This is a genomic window from Streptomyces sp. NBC_00385 (assembly GCF_035917155.1).
In the GTDB taxonomy this organism is placed as follows: domain Bacteria; phylum Actinomycetota; class Actinomycetes; order Streptomycetales; family Streptomycetaceae; genus Streptomyces; species Streptomyces poriferorum.
This window is the reverse complement of the sequence record NZ_CP107951.1, coordinates 1,128,967-1,143,412: the sequence shown is the minus strand read 5'-3', so window position 1 is coordinate 1,143,412 and position 14,446 is coordinate 1,128,967. Positions and strand designations below refer to the sequence as shown.

Genomic DNA, 14,446 nt, shown 5'->3' with positions numbered 1-14,446 from the left:
GGATGGTGTTCAGCGGCGGATGAGCCTGCGGGCCGTCGCCGCCGCCACGGCCGCGGTGCGCGAGTCCACGCCCAGCTTGGCGTAGATGTGCACCAGATGGGACTTCACCGTCGCCTGGCTGAGGAACAGCTTCTTGCTGATCTGCAGGTTCGACAGTCCCTCGCCGACCAGTTGCAGAACCTCCAGCTCGCGCTTGGTGAGCGCCTGGGCAGGCATCCGCATGCGGTCCATCAGCCGGTGCGCGACGGCCGGCGCCAGGGCCGACCGGCCCGCCGCCGCGGTACGGACCGCGGCGGCCAGCTCCTCCGGCGGGGCGTCCTTGAGCAGATAGCCGGCCGCACCCGCCTCCACCGCCGCCAGGATGTCGGCGTCGCTGTCGTACGTCGTCAGGATCAGGACCCGGGGCGCGCCGGGCACCGCGGTGATCGCGGCGGTCGCCTCCGAACCGTGCAGACCCGCACCGAACTGCAGGTCCATCAGGACGACGTCGAACGCGCCCGTCGCGGCCAGGGCCACCGCCCGTTCCGCGGTGTCGGCCTCGGCGACGACGCGGAAGTCCGGCTCGGTGTCCAGGACGGCCCGCAGGCCCGCCCGCACGACCGGGTGGTCATCGGCGAGCAGCAGCCGGATCGGCGGGGTCACGGTCATGCGGCATCCTGTCCGGTCCGGCCGTCGGGGAGGGGCATGGGCAGGGTCAGGGCGACGGCCGTGCCCTGGCCGGGAGCCGATTCGACGCTCAGGGTGCCGCCCAGCGAACGGGCCCGGGACCGCATGGCCGGCAGGCCGAAGCCGCCCGTCCCGGTCCCCGTGCCGGCGGCGGAGTCGTCGGTGAAGCCGCGGCCGTCGTCGACCACGTCCAGCGCCACCGAGGTGTCCATGAAGCTCAGCGTGATCTCCGCCCGCCGCGCGTCGGAGTGCTGCACCGTGTTGGCCAGCGCCGACTGGGCGGTGCGCAGCAGCGCTACCTCGTAAGGGGTGGGCAGCTCCACCGGGGTGCCGCTCACGGCGAACTGCACCGTCAGACCGGGCGTGGTGGTGCGGGCCGAGAGCCGCTCCAGAGCGGCCGCCAGGGAGCCGTTCTCCAGATCGGGCGGGGTCAGGGCGCGTACGAAGCGACGGGCCTCGGCGAGATTGTCCTGGGCGGCCGCGCGGGCCCGGCGGACATGGGCCGCCGCTGGGGCGTCCTCGGGGAGGGTGCGTTCCGCGGCGCGGAGCAGCAGCTGGATGCTGGACAGGCCCTGAGCGAGGGTGTCGTGGATCTCGCGGGCCAGCCGTTCGCGTTCGGCGAGCGTCCCGGCGGTGCGCTCCGCCGCGGCCAGGTCCGCGCGGGTCGAGACCAGTTCCTCGATGAGCTCGCGGCGCCGCTCGCTCTCGCGGAACAGCGCGTCGTAGCCGAACACCGTGGCGACCGCGACCGCCGCCCCGAGCAGCGGGCCGATGAACGTGCCGGGGGTGATCTCCTGGCCGTGCAGCAGGAAGCCGGCGATGGCGGCCCCCGCCGTCACCGCCACGGCGGGCAGGCTCCAGCGCATCGGCAGCAGGTGCAGCTGGAGGAAGTAGAGCGGGAACGCCAGCCACAGCGCGTCCGGCGACAGCACCAGCAGCGCCAGCCAGAGTGCCCACAGCACGGCGAGCCAGAGCGCCCCCGCCGGGGTCCGCGGCTGCACGACGGGAGCGAGGGCGCCCGCCGCGTACGCCGCGGCCAGCACCGCCGCGACCACGACGACGGCCCCCGAGTGCGGGGCGTCGCCGCTCACGGCCTTGACCGCCGCGAGCGCCAGCAGCCCCAGCAGCAGCGCGTGCAGACACAGCCGCAGCGCGGCGGCGACCGGGGGATGGACACGTTTTTCCATGATTCGTCCAGCGTAGACGCGGGGTGCGCGGGGCCGGTCAATCGAAAGGTTGATGTCTCGACCGGCCCGCGGGCGATGTTTCGGCGGCCGGGAAATCCCAGGCTGGAGTCATGTTCGTCGCATGGAGAGATCTTCGGTTCGCCAAGGGCCGGTTCACGCTCATGGGCACGGTCGTGGTCCTGATCACGCTGCTCGTGGGCCTGCTGTCCGGCCTCACCGCCGGGCTGGCCCGGGAGAACACCTCGGCCGTCACGGGGCTGAACGCCGACCACATCGCGTTCGCCTCCCCGCCCGACGGCCAGTCGGTGTCGTTCACCGCTTCTACCGTCCGGGAGACCGCCTGGCGGAGCTGGGAGAAGCAGCCCGGGATCACCGCGGCGCAGCCGCTCGGCATCCGCACGCTGAACGCCGCCGCGGTGGCGGGGGAGCGGACGGCGGCCGTGTCGGCGTTCGGTGTCGAGCCGGGGAGCGCTCTGGCACCCCGGGGCGCCCCGGTCGGACCGGGCGAGGTCGTGCTCTCCGAACAGGCTGCCGAGGACCTGGCGGCCGGCGCCGGTGACCGGCTGAGGATCGGCGGCGACGAGGTCACCGTCGCGGCGGTCGCCGGAGACGCCTCGTACAGCCATACTCCGGTCGTGTGGACGTCGCTCGCCGACTGGCAGCGGTTCGGGGCGGACGGAGCCGGCGGTACGGAGCACGCCACCGTGATCGCGCTGACCACCACCGGCGGCGCCGATCTGGCGGCCGGCGACCGGGCGGCGGGCACCAGCACGTTCACGCTCGACGGTTCCCTCACCGCGATCGGCTCCTACCAGGCCGAGAACGGGTCGCTCCAGCTGATGCGCGGCTTCCTCTTCGCCATCTCCGCCCTGGTCATCGGCGCCTTCTTCACCGTCTGGACGATCCAGCGCAGTGGCGATGTAGCCGTTCTCAAGGCACTGGGTGCCTCCACGCCGTATCTGCTGAGGGACGCACTCGGGCAGGCCGTGGTGATGCTCGCGATCGGTACGGGAGTGGGCACCGCGCTCGCCTCCGGCATCGGTGCGCTGGTCAGCGGCGGGGCCGTGCCCTTCGTCCTGGAGGCGTCCACCGTCCTGATTCCGGCCGCCGTCATGATCGCCCTCGGCGCGGTCGGTGCGGCCCTGTCCATCCGGCGGATCACCGCCGTCGACCCGCTCACCGCACTGGGGAGTGCCCGATGACCCTCACGCTCACCGACGTCACGCTCACCTACCCGGACGGCGACGGCCGGCTGACCGCCCTGGACCGTGTCGCGCTCGACGTGCCCGCGGGCACCCTCACCGCCGTCGTCGGCCCCTCGGGCTCCGGCAAGTCGAGTCTGCTCGCCGTGGCGGCCACTCTGGTCACGCCGGACGAGGGCGCCGTCGTCGTCGCCGGTACGGACACGGCCGGACTCGGCCGCGCGGACAAGGCCGCGCTGCGTCGCGAGCGGATCGGCATCGTCTTCCAGCAGCCCAATCTGCTGCCGTCGCTGACCGCCGCCGAACAGCTCCAGGTCATGACCCACCTGTCGGGGGGCGCGGCGCGGACCGCCCGGACCCGCGCCCTGGAGCTCCTGGACGCGGTCGGTCTCGCCGACAAGGCGGATCGCAGGCCCCACCAGCTCTCGGGCGGTCAGCGGCAGCGGATCAACATCGCACGGGCCCTGATGAACGATCCGGCGGTCCTGCTCGTCGACGAACCGACCAGCGCCCTGGACCACGAACGGGGAGCCGCGGTGCTCGATCTCCTCGTCTCGCTGACCCGGCAGCGGTCCACGGCCACCGTCATGGTCACGCACGACCGGACCCATCTGGACCGGATGGACCTCACCGTCACCATGCAGGACGGCAGGCTGACCGCCCCGGCCCTGACCTGATCGGGACGGGGCGCACGCGGCAGAGGGATTGGCCCGGGCACACGGCAGAGGGGTGGCCCGGGCACACGCCAGCAGAGGGGTGGCCCGTGCACACGGCAGAGGGGTGGCCCGGAGCACGCAGGCTCCGGGCCACCCCTCTCACGCGTCTCAGCCGGCCGACCCGCTGCTGGCCAGAGCCTCGGACAGCTCCTTCGCGGCCTGCTGGAGGATCGGCACGATGCGCTCGGTCGCCGCCTCGGTCACCCGGCCCGCCGGCCCGGAGATCGAGATCGCCGCGGAGGTGGGGGAGTTGGGGACCGGGACCGCCAGGCAGCGGACCCCTATCTCCTGCTCGTTGTCGTCCACCGCGTAGCCCACCCGGCGGACCTGCTCCAGGGCGTCCAGGAAGCCGTCCGGGGTGGTGATCGTCTTCTCGGTGGCGGCCGGCATCCCGGTCCGCGCGAGCAGGGCGCGCACCTCGTCCGGCGGCGTGTGCGCCAGCAGCGCCTTGCCCACTCCGGTGGAGTGAGGCAGCACCCGGCGGCCCACCTCGGTGAACATGCGCATCGAGTGCTTGGACGGCACCTGCGCCACGTACACGATCTCGTCGCCGTCGAGCAGTGCCATGTTGGCCGTCTCGCCGGTCTCCTCGACCAGCCGGGCCAGATACGGACGGGCCCAGGTGCCGAGCAGCCGCGCGGCGGACTCGCCGAGCCGGATCAGCCGCGGGCCGAGCGCATAGCGCCGGTTGGGCTGCTGGCGTACGTAGCCGCACACCACGAGCGTGCGCATCAGCCGGTGAATGGTGGGCAGCGGAAGTCCGCTGCTCGCGGAGAGCTCGCTCAGGCCGACCTCGCCCCCCGCGTCGGCCATCCGCTCCAGCAGATCGAAGGCGCGCTCAAGGGACTGCACACCACCGCTGGAACCGGCGGACTTGGAGTCGGAAGTGCTGGCGTGGGACGGCGGCACGTCAACGGTCCTTTCGAAGCGGAAGAGCAAGGCAGCAGCCTACCGGGCACTTCCCGATCGGCCCACTGTCGCAGGGGCACCGTCCTGGCCGGTCAGGGCTCGTTTGTCCCGGTGTCCGGGGCCGGTCCGACGGTCCGCGCGGTGCCACGCATGGCCCATTCTACATTCCGCACTCCGAAATATGACTTTTACTTTGTGGAAATCTCCAGTCCGTGGGGTGTGTGGTCGGCTGAGCGGTCCGAGGGGAGGATGGGGTCTTGACGGGTCGCATTCCCGAGTGAAGACTCCTTCAACAGTTCGTTGAATTCATGAAGTGGGGAGCACGGGTGTCCGGTACGGACGTGAAGCTGGTTCTGCGCTCGACGCGCGTCGTCACCCCCGGGGGAACCCGGCCCGCCGCGGTGCACATCGCGGGCGGGACGATCGACGCCGTCCTGCCGTACGACGCCGAGGTGCCGGAGGGTGCCCGGGTGGAGGACTTCGGTGACGACGTCCTGCTGCCCGGACTCGTGGACACGCACGTCCATGTGAACGACCCGGGCCGCACCGAGTGGGAGGGGTTCTACACCGCCACCCGCGCCGCCGCGGCCGGCGGGATCACCACGCTGCTCGACATGCCGCTCAACTCCCTCCCGCCGACCACCACCGTCGAGCACCTGCGCGTCAAGCAGCAGGTGGCGGCCCCCAAGGTGCACGTCGACACGGGCTTCTGGGGCGGCGCCATCCCCTCCAACGTCAAGGATCTGCGCCCGCTGTACGAGGCCGGGGTCTTCGGCTTCAAGTGCTTCCTCTCGCCCTCCGGCGTCGAGGAGTTCCCCGAACTCGACCAGGAGCAACTGGCCCGGTCGATGGCCGAGATCGCGGGCTTCGGCGGCCTCCTGATCGTGCACGCCGAGGACCCGCACCACCTGGCGACCGCACCCCAGCGCAGCGGCCCCGCCTACGCCGACTTCCTCGCCTCCCGGCCCCGCGACGCCGAGAACACCGCGATCGAAGGCCTCATCGCCCACGCGAAGCGGCTGAACGCACGCGTCCACATCCTGCACCTGTCCTCCAGCGACGCCCTGCCGCTGATCGCCGCCGCCAAGCGCGAGGGTGTCCGCGTCACCGTCGAGTCCTGCCCGCACTTCCTCACCCTCACCGCCGAGGAAGTCCCGGACGGGGCCACCGAGTTCAAGTGCTGCCCACCCATCCGTGAGGCCGCCAACCAGGACGCGCTGTGGCAGGGACTCGCCGACGGCACCATCGACTGCATCGTCTCCGACCACTCGCCCTGCACCACGCACCTCAAGACGCCGGACTTCGCCTCCGCCTGGGGCGGCATCTCCTCCCTCCAGCTCGGCCTGCCCGCCATCTGGACCGAGGCCCGCAGGCGCGGCCACTCGCTCGACGACGTCGCCCGCTGGATGTCGGCCGCCCCCGCCGAACTGGCCGGACTGACCGAGAAGGGCGCGATCGAGGCCGGCCGCGACGCCGACTTCGCGGTCCTCGCGCCCGACGCCGGCTTCACCGTCGACCCGGCCGAGCTCTTCCACCGCAACCAGGTCACCGCATACGCCGGCCGGACGCTGCACGGCGTCGTGCGCTCGACCTGGCTGCGCGGCGTACGCATCGCCACCGAAGGCACCCTCGCCGAGCCCACCGGCCGCCTCCAGACAAGGAACCACTGACCATGACGGCGACCACGCACTTCACCGGTGACGCGAACCCCTACGGCGGCGGCGACCCGTACGCCGACTACCGCACCGCGGACCTCCCCTTCACCCATCTCGTCGACCTCGCCGACCGACGGCTCGGCGCGGGCGTGATCGCCGCCAACGACGAGTTCTTCGCGGAACGCGAGAACCTGCTGAAGCCGGAGCCCGCCCACTTCGACCCCGAGCACTTCGGGCACAAGGGCAAGATCATGGACGGCTGGGAGACCCGCCGCCGCCGTGGCGTGAGCGCCGCACAGCCCCACCCGGTGGACGAGGACCACGACTGGGCACTGGTCCGCCTCGGCGCGCCCGGTGTCGTACGCGGCATCGTCGTCGACACCGCCCACTTCCGCGGCAACTACCCGCAGGCGGTCTCCGTCGAAGGCGTCTCGCTGCCGGGCTCGCCGTCCCCCGAGGACCTCCTCGCCCCGGACGTGAAGTGGACGACGCTCGTCCCCCGTACCGCGGTCGGCGGCCACGCGGCCAACGGCTTCGCCGTCGAAGCGGCGCAGCGCTTCACCCACCTGCGGGTCAACCAGCACCCCGACGGGGGCATAGCCAGGCTCCGGGTGTACGGCGAAGTCGCCCCGGACCCGGCCTGGCTGACGGCGCTCGGCACCTTCGACCTCGTCGCACTGGAGAACGGCGGCCGGGTCGAGGACGCGTCCGACCGCTTCTACTCCCCGGCGACGAACACCATCCAGCCCGGCCGCTCGCGCAAGATGGACGACGGCTGGGAGACCCGGCGCCGGCGTGACCGGGGCAACGACTGGATCCACTACCACCTCGTCGAGGAGTCGGAGATCCGTGCCGTCGAGATCGACACCGCGTACCTGAAGGGCAACTCGGCCGGCTGGGCGAGCCTTTCGGCCCGGGACACGGGCAGCGGCGACTGGACCGAGGTGCTGCCCAGGACCCGGTTGCAGCCCGACACCAACCACCGCTTCGTCCTGCCGGAGGCCGTACGGGCCGCCGAGGTCCGCGTCGACATCTACCCGGACGGCGGCATCTCGCGGCTGCGCCTCTTCGGCTCGCTGACCGGACCGGGCGCCGCACGGCTGACGGCCCGCCACGTCGAACTGGGCGGCTGAACCGGCCCGGCCGAGAGCTGTCCGTATTCGGGCGATACGGTAGGGATGCGGGGCCCTGCCCTGGTTCCCGCGCATCCCCACAGGAGTCGCCATGATCTTCATCGCCGTCAAGTTCACCGTGCGCACCGCCGAGCGCGACAACTGGCTGCCGGCCGTCGAGGCCTTCACCCTCGCCACCCGGCAGGAGCCCGGCAACGTGTTCTTCGACTGGTCCCACAGCGTCGATAACCCGGACCAGTTCGTGCTGCTGGAGGCGTTCGCGTCCCCGGAAGCCGGCGCGGCCCACGTCCGGTCGGCGCACTTCGCCGCGGCGATGGACACGATGGCGGACCTGGTGGCGGAGGTGCCCGAGATCATCAACGTCGAGGTGCCGGGCGAGGGCTGGTCGCGCATGGCGGAGGTACAGCCGCGGTCGTAGGGCCTTTCGGGCGGCGCGCCGCCCAGGCTCAGAACTCCTCGTGCACCTCGGGGTCCCCGCCGAACCGCTCCTGCGGACCGGCCGCGATACGCGCCAGTTCATCCGGAGTCAGTTCGAACCCGAACAGATCGAGGTTCTCGCGCTGCCGGCCCGGATCGGCCGACTTCGGGATCGGGACGGCGCCCAGCTGGGTGTGCCAGCGCAGCACGGCCTGGCCGGGCGTCACTCCGTGCGCCTCGGCCGCGGCGACGACCGCCGGGTCGGCCAGCAGATCACGGCCGCGGCCCAGCGGGCTCCAGCTCTCCGTGACGATGCCCTTGGCGGCGTGCACGGCCCGCAGCTCCTTCTGCGGCAGCCGCGGATGCATCTCGATCTGGTTGACGGCGGGCAGCACGCCCGTCTCCTCCTCCAGCCGCGCCAGATGGTTCGCGGTGAAGTTGGAGACCCCGATCGACCGCACGAGCCCGTCCTCGCGCAGCCGGATCAGCGCCCGCCACGTGTCGGCGTACAGATCGACCCGGGGCAGCGGCCAGTGGATGAGATACAGGTCCACATAGTCCAGGCCCAGGTTGCGGCGGGACTCCTCGAACGAGGCGAGGGTCTTCTCGTACCCCTGGTGCCGGCCCGGCACCTTGGTGGTGACGAAGACGTCCTCGCGCGGTACGCCGCTGCGGGCGATACCGCGCCCCGTACCGGTCTCGTTGCCGTAGTTCAGCGCGGTGTCGACGAGCCGGTAGCCGCGCTCCAGCGCCCCGGCGACCGCTGCCTCGGCCGCGTCGTCGTCCAGGGGCCAGGTGCCGAGTCCCACCGCGGGGATCGTGCGGCCGTCGTTGAGGGTGTGCGCCGGGGTCGCGGGCATGGTCGTCCCTTCTCTGCGGATCACTGCCCGGCCAGCCTAGGTTCTAGGACTGGTCGCCCGGGCCCGCCTCGCGGTGGAGCCGGGCGATGACCTCGTCGACCCGGCCGCGCTCATAGCCGCGCCGCACCAGATCGAACCCCGCGACCCCGACCGGCGGGGCGCCGGCGAGGAGCCGGGTGAGGTAGGCCTCGACCTGGTCGCGGTCGTACCCGCGCCGGGCGATACGGAGCCCGAACCGCTCGTACAGCGGACGGTCGTCCTTCTCACCCGGCACGGACACGTGGGCCTCCTCAGGGCGGGTTCGCTCCCCCTCACCCTGCCACGCTCAGGCCGCGTGGCCACCGTCCACGACCATTTCCGCACCGGTGATGAACGCCGCCTCGTCACTGGCCAAGTAGGCGATCATCGCGGCCACTTCGCCGGTCTTACCGAACCGGTCCAGCGCGTTGGCGGCCCGCTGCCCGGCGGCGAACGGTCCGTCGGCGGGGTTCATGTCGGTGTCGACCGCGCCGGCCTGCACCAGGTTGACCGTGATGCCGCGCGGACCCAACTCGCGGGCGAGCGGCTTGGTGAGCCCGGACAGTGCCGACTTGCTCATCGCGTAGAGCGTGCCGCCGGGGCCGCCCGCGTACCGGCTCAGGGCCGTGCCGACCGAGATGATGCGGCCGCCCTGCTCCAGGACACCGGCCGCCGCGCGGCAGGCCAGGAAGACCGCCCGGACGTTGACCGCGAGAACCCGGTCGACATCGGCGTCGGTGATGCCGTCGATCGGGCCGAGGACGCCGATGCCCGCGTTGTTGACGAGGATGTCGAGCCGCCCGAAGGTCTCCGCCGCCCGGTGCACCGCCCCGGGGACGGCCTCCGGGTCGGCCGAGTCCGCACGCAGGGCGACGGCGCGACGGCCGACCGCCTCGATCTTCCGTACGACCTCGTGGGCGGCCTCCTCGTCCTGTACGTAGGTCAGCGCCACATCGGCGCCGTCCTGGGCGAGCCGCAGGGCGGTCGCGGCGCCGATGCCGCGGCTGCCGCCGGTGACGAGCGCGGTGCGGTTCGTGCTGACGCTGCTGTTCATGAGGATTCCTGTTCCTTGCCGGTCGTGCTGACAGGAACCAGCAAAGTCTTTTCGCGCTCCGGAGACCGGCGGGAAACGGACGCCCACTCCGGTACGGCGGCGGCCACCGCCGATGAGTTCCGGACCCCGGCGGGGTCGGAACAGGTGGAAGCACGATCGGCGGATGTTCCCGGAGGAGCAGGACCATGGCACAGCTGACGTTGACCACCTTTGTCACCCTCGACGGCGTCATGCAGGCGCCCGGCGCCCCCGACGAGGACACGAGCGACGGATTCGAGTACGGCGGCTGGGTCGCCCCGTTCCTGGACGAGGGCATGGGGCAGTTCATGACCGACGTGTTCGACCGTGCGGCGGCGTTCGTACTGGGCCGGCACACGTACGACATCTTCGCGGCGTACTGGCCGGGCGTCACCGACCCCGGCGACCCGATCGCCTCCCGCCTCAACGCCCTGCCCAAGTACGTCGTCTCGACCACGCTGGAAAAGGCGGACTGGCAGAACAGCACGGTGATCTCCGCCGGTGTCGCGGAGGAGGTCGCCAGGCTCAAGGACCGCACCGAAGACGGCGAACTGCAGATCCACGGCAGTGGCCTGCTCGCCCGGTCCCTGATGGCACACGACCTGATCGACGCGTACAACCTGCTGGTGTTCCCGGTCGTGCTCGGCCGTGGGCGGCGGCTGTTCGCGGACGGCGGGCTGCCGACGGCCTTCGGGCTGACCGGCTCCCGGACGACGCCCAACGGCATCACGATCCAGACCTACCGGCCCGCGGGACGGGCCGCCTTCGGTTCGGTCCCGGACGGCACCTGAGCGACCGGACCGGTCAGGGGGCTCGCCTTTGCGGGAGGGCGCCGGGTAGCGTGATCGTTCCGCGTGCGAGCCAGTGAGGTCTCCACATCCGCCCTGTGGAGAACCAGGAGATCCGGGTGTCCTCCGTCGCCGTGCCCGTCCTCGCCCCGCCGCGCCGTGCGTGGCTGACCGATCTGCCCGTCCTGCTCGTCGCCGTGGTGTGGGGCTCCAGCTATCTGGCCGCCAAGGGCATCACCACGACGCAGACGGTCATCGCCGTCCTCGTGCTGCGGTTCGCCGTCGTGCTGCCCGTCCTGGTGATCGCCGGCTGGTCCCGCCTGCGGGCCCTGACGGCTCCCCAGTGGCGGGGCGCGGGGCTGCTGGGCCTCGTACTCAGCGGGATCTTCCTGGTGGAGACGTACGGCATCGTGCACACCTCCGCGACCAACGCCGGGCTCATCATCAGCCTCACCATGATCTTCACCCCGCTCGCCGAGGCCGCCGTGACGCGGACCCGGCCGACCGGGGCCTTTCTCGCGGCCGCCGGGCTCTCCGTCGCCGGAGTGGTCCTCCTGACCCAGGGCGGCGGATTCACCAGCCCCTCGGCGGGCGACCTGCTGATGCTCGTCGCCGCGCTCGCCCGGACCCTCCACGTGCTGCTGATGGCGCGCATCAGGTCCGTCCGGTCGGCGGACTCGCTGTCCCTCACCACGGTCCAGCTCGGCAGCGCGGTCGCCGTTTTCGCCCTGCTGGCCGCCGCCCCCGGCACGGGTCGGTCACCGTGGTCGGTCGCGGCCGGGTTCGGCGCCCGGGAATGGGGCGGGCTGCTGTTCCTGTCGGTCTTCTGCACGCTCTTCGCGTTCTTCGTGCAGATGTGGTCCGTACGCCGCACCTCGCCGTCCCGGGTCAGCCTGCTGCTCGGTACGGAACCGCTCTGGGCCGCCGCCGTCGGCATCGCGATCGGCGGCGAACGCCTCGGCGTCCTCGGGATCGCGGGCGCGGTGCTCGTGCTGGCGGGAACGGCGTGGGGGCGCCGCAGCGCGGACCCCGTCACCCCGTGATCTCCGCCGGGTCACTCCTTGACCGAGTCCGACGCGATCATGATGGCGACCCCCGTCACCACCAGCACGATGCAGACGAACAACGAGTGGTCACCGAAGAACGGCAGTCGCCGCACCACGCTGAAGAACCTGAACCAGTCGAACCATTCGTGGAGCAGCCCGGCCGCACCCTGGACGAAGACCAGGAAGCCGACCGTCTCGCAGAGCTTCTTCATGGGAACGAGCCTCGCGGGCCGCGCACGGGCGTCGCGTCGGCCGGTGGTCTGCGCCGCCGGTCCGAAAGTCTCGCCTTCCACGACTTTGGTCGCTTCGAGGCCCGCAACGCCCGGAAGCCCCGCCCCGGCTGCGTAGCTTTGTCGATATGACGCGCACCGAATACCCCTGGCTGCTGCCCTCGGCGATGGCCGACCCCGAGCTGCCGGGCGACCGGGGCAGCCGGACGCGCCGCACCGTACGGGACTGGATCGTCGACATCACGGCCTTCCTGTGTGCGGCGGGCATCGGCCTGGCGGCCGTCGCCGCGGTCGAGGCCGACGAGACCACCCCCGACGTCTTCGTCCTCATCGACTCGCTCGTCGGCGCCGCGGCCTGCTGCGCGCTGTGGGTCCGGCGCCGCTGGCCGGTCGGCCTCGCGGTCGCGCTGACACTCCTGTCCGTCGTCGAACCGGTCGCGGCGGGGGCCTGGCTGGTGGCGCTGTTCAGCGTGGCCGTGCACCGCCCGTTCCGCCCCGTGGCCTTCATCGGTGCGGGAGCCCTGCTGGTCGCCCCCGTACAGCCCTATCTGCGCCCGGACCCGTCCACTTCGTATGTCGCGGCCACCATCATCGGGGTGCTGCTGGTCCTGCTCGTGCTCAGCTGGGGCATGGTCGTACGGTCCCGGCGCCAGCTCGTCGTCACACTGCGCGAGCGGGCCAGGCGGGCCGAGGCCGAGGCCGGACTCCGGGCCGAGCGGGCGCAGCGGCTGGCCCGCGAGGACATCGCCCGCGAGATGCACGACGTCCTCGCCCACCGGCTGACCCTGCTCAGCGTCCACGCGGGCGCCCTCGAGTTCCGCCCCGACGCGCCCCCGGCCGAGGTCGCCCGCGCCGCCGGAGTCATCCGGGACAGCGCCCACGAGGCGCTCCAGGACCTCCGCGAGATCATCGGCGTCCTGCGCAGTCCCCGCGACGGGGACGGCGACCGCCCGCAGCCCACCCTCGCCACCCTGGACGCCCTCGTCGCCGAGTCCCGGCTGGCCGGCATGAAGGTCACCCTCGACAACCGCATCGCCGACCCGGCCGCCGCCCCCGCCGCCACCGGCCGCACCGTCTACCGCATCGCCCAGGAGGGCCTGACCAACGCCCGTAAGCACGCGCCCGGCGCCGAGGTCACCGTCACGGTCGCCGGCGGACCCGGGCGGGGGATCACCGTCGAGGTGCGCAACCCGGCCCCCGTCGAACCGTTCGAGCAGGTACCGGGATCCGGCCAGGGACTCATCGGTCTGACCGAGCGGGCCACCCTCGCCGGGGGCCGTCTCGACCACGGACCGGAACCGGACGGCGGGTTCGGGGTGCGGGCCTGGCTACCGTGGTCCTCATGACCACCCCGGATCCCGCCTCCGCGCCCCGTCCCGTCCGGCTGCTGATCGTCGACGACGACCCGCTCGTCCGGGCGGGACTCACCCTCATGCTGGGCGGCGCCGAGGACATCGACATCGTGGGGGAGGGGGCCGACGGCAGCGAGGCGGCCGAACTCGTCGACCGGCTCCGGCCGGACGTGGTCCTGATGGACATCCGGATGCCCGTCATGGACGGGCTGACCGCGACGGAGACGCTGCGCAGCCGCCCCGACGCACCCGAGGTCGTCGTCCTGACGACGTTCCACGCCGACGAACAGGTGCTCCGCGCCATTCGTGCCGGAGCTGCCGGCTTCGTCCTCAAGGACACCCCGCCCGCACAGATCGTCGACTCCGTACGGCGGGTGGCGGCCGGCGACCCCGTTCTCTCGCCCGCGGTCACCCGGCAGCTGATGGCCCGTGCCACGGGCGCCGGCCAGGAGGAGCGGGCCTGCCGGGCCGAACGGGCGCGGCAGCGCATCGCCTTGCTGGCCGACCGCGAGCGCGAGGTGGCGGTCGCCGTCGGGCACGGCCGCTCCAACGCCGAGATCGCCGCCGCCCTCTATCTGAGCGTGGCCACCGTGAAGACCCAGGTGTCCCGCATTCTCGCGAAGTTCGACTTCAACAACCGTGTCCAGATCGCGCTGCTGGTCCATGACGCGGGCCTGCTCGACGACGAGGGCGACAGCAACCCGTCCTGACCCGGATCCGCTTTCGGGACAGACGCACTCAGCTGGTGAGACAGAAGGGACCCGTCATGACCGGACTCGACCTGCAGATGGCACAGAAGGTACTCGACAGTCAGCCGTTCAGCGCGCTCGTCGGTGCGCGGATCACGGCGTTCGGCGACGGCGCGGCCACGCTGGAGATCGACAGCCGTGGGGAGCTGCGGCAGCAGAACGGATTCCTGCACGGCGGAGTGCTCGCCTACGCCGCCGACAACGCCCTCACCTTCGCCGCCGGTACGACGCTCGGCCCGGCGGTGCTGACCGGCGGCTTCTCCATCCAGTACCTCCGCCCCGCCACCGGCGCCTCGCTCGTCGCGCGCGCTGAGGTCGTCCACACCGGACGCCGGCAGGCCGTGGCACGTTGCGATCTGTCCGTCGTGGGGCAGGACGGTACCGAAACACTCTGCGCCGTCGCCCAGGGCACCGTGCTGAGCGCCACCTCGTCCTGAAGGAGCCCC

General features: G+C 72.3%; 17 protein-coding genes. 10 read left to right on the top strand and 7 right to left on the bottom strand.

The features are described from left to right. Nucleotides 1-9: 9 nt before the first annotated feature. Complete coding sequence (locus tag OG959_RS04990; RefSeq protein ID WP_326656844.1) at nucleotides 10-648, bottom strand: response regulator transcription factor; 639 nt, start codon at nucleotides 646-648, stop codon at nucleotides 10-12. After that, nucleotides 645-1,853 carry a sensor histidine kinase gene (locus OG959_RS04985; RefSeq protein ID WP_326656843.1) on the bottom strand — a complete coding sequence of 403 codons (1,209 nt, stop codon included), beginning with the start codon at nucleotides 1,851-1,853 and terminating at the stop codon, nucleotides 645-647. The genes OG959_RS04990 and OG959_RS04985 overlap by 4 nt, the downstream gene beginning before the upstream one ends. A gap of 110 nt (nucleotides 1,854-1,963) precedes the next feature. Between OG959_RS04985 and OG959_RS04980 the strand changes: the two genes are divergently transcribed. Both OG959_RS04980 and OG959_RS04975 read left to right on the top strand, forming a co-directional pair. Continuing rightward, nucleotides 1,964-3,055, top strand: coding sequence for an ABC transporter permease (locus tag OG959_RS04980; protein ID WP_326656841.1), 1,092 nt, complete (start codon nucleotides 1,964-1,966; stop codon nucleotides 3,053-3,055). After that, entirely contained in the window at nucleotides 3,052-3,732 is a 681-nt protein-coding gene (locus OG959_RS04975) for an ABC transporter ATP-binding protein (RefSeq protein ID WP_326656840.1), read from the top strand. Before OG959_RS04980 ends, OG959_RS04975 begins: the two co-directional genes overlap by 4 nt. Nucleotides 3,733-3,879: 147 nt before the next feature. Here OG959_RS04975 and OG959_RS04970 read toward each other — a convergent pair whose 3' ends face one another. After that, nucleotides 3,880-4,680: an IclR family transcriptional regulator gene (locus tag OG959_RS04970; RefSeq protein WP_219567889.1), complete on the bottom strand. Its 801-nt coding sequence runs from the start codon at nucleotides 4,678-4,680 to the stop codon at nucleotides 3,880-3,882. 326 nt (nucleotides 4,681-5,006) lie between these two features. Between OG959_RS04970 and allB the strand changes: the two genes are divergently transcribed. From allB to OG959_RS04955, 3 genes are all read left to right on the top strand, one after another. Beyond that, a complete protein-coding gene (allB, locus tag OG959_RS04965; RefSeq protein ID WP_326666213.1) occupies nucleotides 5,007-6,350 on the top strand; it encodes an allantoinase AllB in 1,344 nt (447 codons plus the stop codon). A 2-nt stretch (nucleotides 6,351-6,352) separates the two neighbouring features. Continuing rightward, on the top strand, nucleotides 6,353-7,468 hold the full coding sequence (gene alc / locus OG959_RS04960; protein ID WP_326656839.1) for an allantoicase: 1,116 nt from the start codon (nucleotides 6,353-6,355) through the stop codon (nucleotides 7,466-7,468). Between the two features lie 91 nt (nucleotides 7,469-7,559). Further along, a complete protein-coding gene (locus tag OG959_RS04955) occupies nucleotides 7,560-7,886 on the top strand; it encodes a putative quinol monooxygenase (protein WP_326656838.1) in 327 nt (108 codons plus the stop codon). 28 nt (nucleotides 7,887-7,914) lie between these two features. Here OG959_RS04955 and OG959_RS04950 read toward each other — a convergent pair whose 3' ends face one another. The 3 genes from OG959_RS04950 to OG959_RS04940 are packed head-to-tail and all read right to left on the bottom strand — an operon-like array spanning nucleotide 7,915 to nucleotide 9,817. Beyond that, nucleotides 7,915-8,745: an aldo/keto reductase gene (locus OG959_RS04950; RefSeq protein ID WP_326656837.1), complete on the bottom strand. Its 831-nt coding sequence runs from the start codon at nucleotides 8,743-8,745 to the stop codon at nucleotides 7,915-7,917. Nucleotides 8,746-8,788: 43 nt separating this feature from the next. Next, on the bottom strand, nucleotides 8,789-9,025 hold the full coding sequence (locus OG959_RS04945; RefSeq protein ID WP_326656836.1) for a hypothetical protein: 237 nt from the start codon (nucleotides 9,023-9,025) through the stop codon (nucleotides 8,789-8,791). A 45-nt stretch (nucleotides 9,026-9,070) separates the two neighbouring features. Next, nucleotides 9,071-9,817 (bottom strand): SDR family NAD(P)-dependent oxidoreductase, encoded by a 747-nt coding sequence (locus OG959_RS04940; protein WP_326656834.1) that lies wholly within the window; start codon nucleotides 9,815-9,817, stop codon nucleotides 9,071-9,073. 185 nt (nucleotides 9,818-10,002) lie between these two features. On the opposite strand from OG959_RS04940, the gene OG959_RS04935 reads away from it, so the two are divergent. Beyond that, nucleotides 10,003-10,626 carry a dihydrofolate reductase family protein gene (locus OG959_RS04935; protein ID WP_326656832.1) on the top strand — a complete coding sequence of 208 codons (624 nt, stop codon included), beginning with the start codon at nucleotides 10,003-10,005 and terminating at the stop codon, nucleotides 10,624-10,626. Between the two features lie 116 nt (nucleotides 10,627-10,742). Next, nucleotides 10,743-11,666: a DMT family transporter gene (locus OG959_RS04930; protein WP_326666211.1), complete on the top strand. Its 924-nt coding sequence runs from the start codon at nucleotides 10,743-10,745 to the stop codon at nucleotides 11,664-11,666. A gap of 11 nt (nucleotides 11,667-11,677) precedes the next feature. On the opposite strand, the gene OG959_RS04925 is transcribed toward OG959_RS04930, so the two are convergent. After that, a complete protein-coding gene (locus OG959_RS04925; protein WP_326656831.1) occupies nucleotides 11,678-11,881 on the bottom strand; it encodes a hypothetical protein in 204 nt (67 codons plus the stop codon). 146 nt (nucleotides 11,882-12,027) lie between these two features. On the opposite strand from OG959_RS04925, the gene OG959_RS04920 reads away from it, so the two are divergent. The 3 genes from OG959_RS04920 to OG959_RS04910 are packed head-to-tail and all read left to right on the top strand — an operon-like array spanning nucleotide 12,028 to nucleotide 14,437. After that, nucleotides 12,028-13,245 carry a sensor histidine kinase gene (locus OG959_RS04920; protein WP_326656829.1) on the top strand — a complete coding sequence of 406 codons (1,218 nt, stop codon included), beginning with the start codon at nucleotides 12,028-12,030 and terminating at the stop codon, nucleotides 13,243-13,245. Further along, nucleotides 13,242-13,961 carry a response regulator transcription factor gene (locus OG959_RS04915; RefSeq protein ID WP_326656827.1) on the top strand — a complete coding sequence of 240 codons (720 nt, stop codon included), beginning with the start codon at nucleotides 13,242-13,244 and terminating at the stop codon, nucleotides 13,959-13,961. Before OG959_RS04920 ends, OG959_RS04915 begins: the two co-directional genes overlap by 4 nt. 56 nt (nucleotides 13,962-14,017) lie before the next feature. Then, on the top strand, nucleotides 14,018-14,437 hold the full coding sequence (locus OG959_RS04910) for a PaaI family thioesterase (RefSeq protein WP_326656826.1): 420 nt from the start codon (nucleotides 14,018-14,020) through the stop codon (nucleotides 14,435-14,437). Nucleotides 14,438-14,446 lie beyond the last annotated feature (9 nt).

Coding starts and splice junctions, on each gene's coding strand:
- OG959_RS04915 (WP_326656827.1), top strand. CDS start 13,242: ATGACCACCCCGGATCCCGCCTCCGCGCCCCGTCCCGTCCGGCTGCTG.
- OG959_RS04910 (WP_326656826.1), top strand. CDS start 14,018: ATGACCGGACTCGACCTGCAGATGGCACAGAAGGTACTCGACAGTCAG.
- OG959_RS04935 (WP_326656832.1), top strand. CDS start 10,003: ATGGCACAGCTGACGTTGACCACCTTTGTCACCCTCGACGGCGTCATG.
- OG959_RS04980 (WP_326656841.1), top strand. CDS start 1,964: ATGTTCGTCGCATGGAGAGATCTTCGGTTCGCCAAGGGCCGGTTCACG.
- OG959_RS04975 (WP_326656840.1), top strand. CDS start 3,052: ATGACCCTCACGCTCACCGACGTCACGCTCACCTACCCGGACGGCGAC.
- OG959_RS04920 (WP_326656829.1), top strand. CDS start 12,028: ATGACGCGCACCGAATACCCCTGGCTGCTGCCCTCGGCGATGGCCGAC.
- OG959_RS04940 (WP_326656834.1), bottom strand. CDS start 9,817: ATGAACAGCAGCGTCAGCACGAACCGCACCGCGCTCGTCACCGGCGGC.
- alc (WP_326656839.1), top strand. CDS start 6,353: ATGACGGCGACCACGCACTTCACCGGTGACGCGAACCCCTACGGCGGC.
- OG959_RS04925 (WP_326656831.1), bottom strand. CDS start 11,881: ATGAAGAAGCTCTGCGAGACGGTCGGCTTCCTGGTCTTCGTCCAGGGT.
- OG959_RS04985 (WP_326656843.1), bottom strand. CDS start 1,853: ATGGAAAAACGTGTCCATCCCCCGGTCGCCGCCGCGCTGCGGCTGTGT.
- OG959_RS04955 (WP_326656838.1), top strand. CDS start 7,560: ATGATCTTCATCGCCGTCAAGTTCACCGTGCGCACCGCCGAGCGCGAC.
- OG959_RS04990 (WP_326656844.1), bottom strand. CDS start 648: ATGACCGTGACCCCGCCGATCCGGCTGCTGCTCGCCGATGACCACCCG.
- OG959_RS04950 (WP_326656837.1), bottom strand. CDS start 8,745: ATGCCCGCGACCCCGGCGCACACCCTCAACGACGGCCGCACGATCCCC.